The following is a 4,099-nucleotide window of genomic DNA, read 5'->3' on the forward strand; positions in this document are numbered from 1 at the left end:
GCCCTGGAGGGCCTGACCGACGCCGAACTGCTCAAACGATCAGGTCCTTGGGGAACGACCCTGGTGCGATGATCTTCGGAGGCCCGAAAACCAGGCCATGGCTGTTCAACTACATGCCATCGATAGAGGTGTTCATGCTCGGGCTTGAGAAGGGCAGCGCAAAGCCACGTTCATCCAGGCCAACACCCAGGACGCGCAGCGAGGCTGACACGACGCCGCAATTTATCGTGTCGCCGGCCGGGCCTGCTGAGTCGCCGTGTGGCATGCCTGCGACGATGCCGCGTTCTGCGCGTTGCAGGTATCCGGCGCGGTCGGACCCGCGGCCTGGACCAGGGCTCCTCCCGCTTCCGGCGGCGGTTTCTGGACTTTCGTCCCCGGCGCCACACGGCCATGCGATTGCTGGATGTAGACTTCCGACGCGGCAAGCGCCGTCGACGGCGCGGATTGTGCAATCGCCTCGCACCAATAGGCGGCAGGCAACATCGCAACGGCGACCCACGTCAATATCCTCATTGCTCGGCCTTCCCGCACGCTTTATCGGCGATAGAGCCGTGTTTACACGAAGCGGCTATCGCGGCGATAGCGGAATTTGGCCGTTCTGCAAAAGCATCCGCGCGTTGCCGCGCCTGTGGACCTTGAGCGTGGTGGCTGCCTGTCTATGCGTATGGGTGGCGACCGCGGCTCCGTCGCATGCCGAGCCCCGCGATGCTGGAGCCAGCGACGTTTCCGTCCCTCAGCTTGCACCGGGAACGAAACTGCGGCGCTCAGGGGCTCGGCAGGAGATGAGCGCATCTCATCGGGTCGCGGAAACGTCACCGACCGAGTTGAAGAAAATGGCGGAAGCTGCCGCGAGCGCGAACACCCTTCCCGTCAATTATTTTCTCCGGCTGATCCGGCTGGAGAGCGGATTTGACCCGAACTCTGTCAGTTCGGCCGGCGCGCAAGGCATCGCCCAATTCATGCCGGGCACGGCATTCGCGCGAGGCTTGAGGGATCCTTTTGATCCCGCAGAGGCGCTGCCGAAATCGGCCGAACTCCTGAGCGAATTGAAGACTCATTTCGGCAATCTCGGCCTGGCGGCGGCCGCCTACAATGCGGGCCCAGAAAAGGTTCGCAAGTGGCTTGCCGGTGAAAGCCAGTTGCCGCAGGAGACCATCGACTACGTCCGTATCATCACCGGGCATAACGCGGTGGAGTGGACGAAGTCGAACGATCTGACCATCGATCTTGACCCCGGCCTCCCGGCCCCGGAACGCCGCACGCATGTCGACCGCCGATCCTGGGAAGCACAGCTGCTGGCGGCACTGCAGGCGGCGCGCGCCCCCACGTCAGACGGCTCCGACCGGTCCACCACCATGGCATCGGCGATCAAGTTGCTCGAGGTATCACGGTCGCAAGGCCAAATATCGCTCTGCCCAAGCTGTATCGTGCAGACCGCATATTAGAACATTTCACCTGCAGGCCGATGGCGGCGCCGGAGGGTTCGATTGGCCCGATGAACGGTTGCTTGGCGGCTGCCGCCTTCGCGGACGGGTTTTCGGCTCCGACAACTTCCGCACGGCAACGACGTGGTGCGTCATACTTGGTAGCGCGCCGTGATCCTTCAGGAACGCTTACACTCGGGCCTCCTGGCCAGCAAAAACTGCCGGCTCCCTTCGGATCAGGCCTTGTGTTCATACAGCAATCGGGCGCGGATGGTTCCTTCGAGCGCCCGGATATCGGCGAGCACGCGCTGGCTGTCGGCCGCCGAGGCATCCGCATCCAGCACCACATAGCCCACATCAGCGTAGGTCTCGTAGTATTGAGCGGCGATATTGACGGCGTGACGCGCGAGCACCTCGTTCAGCCGACCAAGCATGCCCGGCAGGTTGCGCTGAACCTGAATGAACCGCGTGCCGGACGACCGCGCCGGCAATTGCGCGAGGGGAAAGTTGACCGCGCCCATGGTGGACCCCGTATCGCTGTATTCCACCAGCTTGCGTGCGACCTCGCTGCCGATGCGCTCCTGCGCCTCCTCGGTCGAACCTCCTACATGGGGCGTCAGGATGACGTTGTTGAGCCCCTGCAGCGGCGAGGTGAAGCGTTCCTTGTTGGAGCCCGGCTCGACCGGAAAGACATCGACCGCGGCCCCGCGCAGCCTGCCCTCGCGCAACGCATCGGCAAGCGCATCCAGATCGACCACCGTGCCGCGGCTGTTATTGATGAAATAGGCACCAGGCTTCATCGCCTGGATCTCGGCGCGCCCGATCATTCCCTGCGTCGCCGCCGTTTCAGGCACATGCATGCTCACGACATCGCTCTGCGCCAAAAGCTCATGCAGACTGGCGGTCGGCTCGGTGTTGCCGTGGCGAAGCTTGTCGGTGTGGTCGTGGAAGACGACCCGCATGCCCATCGCTTCCGCGAGATAGGAGAGTTGCGAGCCGATGTTGCCGTAGCCCACGATGCCGAGCGTCTTGCCCCTGACCTCGTGGCTGTCGGTCGCCGACTTGTCCCACCTTCCATCGTGCGCGGCGTTGGATCGCGAGATGATCCGGCGCAGCAGAAATACGATCTCGCCAATCACCAGTTCCGCCACGCTTCGCGTATTGGAGAAAGGCGCATTGAACACTGGAATGCCGTTCCGCCTGGAGGTGTCGACATCCACCTGGTTGGTGCCGACGCTGAAGCATCCTATCGCGATCAATCTGTCCGCGGCTTCGAGAATGTCTGCGGTGATCTGCGTTCGCGACCGGATGCCGAGCAGGTGCACGCCTTTGATGGCCTCCTTCAGCGCTTCGCCGTCGAGCGCCGTCGACAGCCGCGTCACATTCGAATAGCCGCCGACCGTCATCGTGTGCACGGCGCTGTCGTTGACGCCTTCGAGCAACAGAACCCGGATCTTGTCCTTGGACAGCGAGAATTGCGGTTGAGACTGATCATTGGTCACGATAGCGGCGTCCTATGGGGAAGAGTGAGCAGCCTGTTGGCGAATCGCGACGGAACCGCGGTTCAACTCGAAGCTGGATTGGTTGATTGGTTCCGATTCTGCCTGGTCTGCCGATGCACCCGCGTGCAACCGTCTCTGACCGGCCGGACCGACTGGCTGATGGCATTGGTACTTCATTTGCGGCAACATGGCCATGATGACGGGTGGGTCAGCGCAGACGCACCGCCTCGGGCGCGACGCAAAGATAGTTACTTAACATACTGTTATTGCATAGCTTTCGACCATCTCCGGCAGCCCCGCCGGCTGCGAAATTGTGCCGGGAAAATCTGTTCCCGGCGACGGCAGCTGAAAGGCGCCCGGCGGTTGAACCATCCTGGATTGGCGCCGACATTCTCTATCAGATACAATGGTCAGACCGAATCGTTCCAGCCTCTCGTGATCGTGTGAGGGTTCGGTTTGCGCTGAATTTTCATGCCTCGAAACTGCAAGGATAGCGTACGCGCAACGCGCCTCGCCATGGCTCTTGATTGCGCGGATGACGCACGGCGCCTTATGATCACCGTCGCGACTACGCAGAAGCTCAAGGCGAAGAACTGGCGGCCAGCCGGACGACAGCTTTCTGCTTGCGCAGCGGCGGACGTTGCATCTCTCAGGATACGGATCGGAGCGCGACATGACGGCCAGGGTTGGTGTCGAGAACAACTGGGTCGTGCTTGCTGCATCGCTCGCGTTGCCGAACGGAGACCCGCGGTTTCATCTGGGCTTTCCCGCGGAGTTCAAGACCGATCCGGGCGCCAACTGTCTGGTGGCCAATGAGCTCAAGCAGGGATATGAGCTGCCGACGCGCAATCTTCTGGAGCGGGCGATCCGCCCTGGAGATCTGTTCGTCGACGTCGGCGCGCATTGGGGTTTTTTCACGCTTCAGGCTGCAACTCATCCGGCCGGCGATGTTACTGTGGTCGGGTTCGAGCCGGATCCCGCAAACGCCGCCATTCTGGTCAGCAACGTCGCCAGGAATGGACTGACCGACAAGGTCTCTGTCGTCTGTGCCGCCTGCGGCGACGACTTCGAGATCGCGCCGTTGGTGAGTAATTCCACCATGATGCACAGCATTCGCGGCGTCGGCCTCAAACCGCCCTTTGCCCGGGGTCCGTCGAAATGGGTCCCCGTGAT

Annotated in this window: 4 protein-coding genes; 2 read left to right on the forward strand and 2 right to left on the reverse strand. The window is 62.2% G+C overall.

Annotation, left to right across the window (positions count from 1 at the left end):
• Positions 1–222 precede the first annotated feature (222 nt).
• Positions 223–513 (reverse strand): hypothetical protein, encoded by a 291-nt coding sequence (locus tag WCB02_RS25935; RefSeq protein ID WP_423962615.1) that lies wholly within the window; start codon positions 511–513, stop codon positions 223–225.
• Positions 514–782: 269 nt separating this feature from the next.
• On the opposite strand from WCB02_RS25935, the gene WCB02_RS25940 reads away from it, so the two are divergent.
• Positions 783–1,445, forward strand: coding sequence for a lytic transglycosylase domain-containing protein (locus tag WCB02_RS25940; protein ID WP_423962616.1), 663 nt, complete (start codon positions 783–785; stop codon positions 1,443–1,445).
• A gap of 215 nt (positions 1,446–1,660) precedes the next feature.
• Here WCB02_RS25940 and serA read toward each other — a convergent pair whose 3' ends face one another.
• Positions 1,661–2,926 (reverse strand): phosphoglycerate dehydrogenase, encoded by a 1,266-nt coding sequence (serA, locus tag WCB02_RS25945; RefSeq protein ID WP_423962617.1) that lies wholly within the window; start codon positions 2,924–2,926, stop codon positions 1,661–1,663.
• A 673-nt stretch (positions 2,927–3,599) separates the two neighbouring features.
• Between serA and WCB02_RS25950 the strand changes: the two genes are divergently transcribed.
• On the forward strand, positions 3,600–4,099 hold a 500-nt coding region (locus WCB02_RS25950), incomplete at its 3' end, for an FkbM family methyltransferase (protein WP_423962618.1).

Origin of the sequence: Bradyrhizobium sp., assembly GCF_049581145.1 — a bacterium.
Taxonomy (GTDB): Bacteria; Pseudomonadota; Alphaproteobacteria; order Rhizobiales; family Xanthobacteraceae; genus Bradyrhizobium.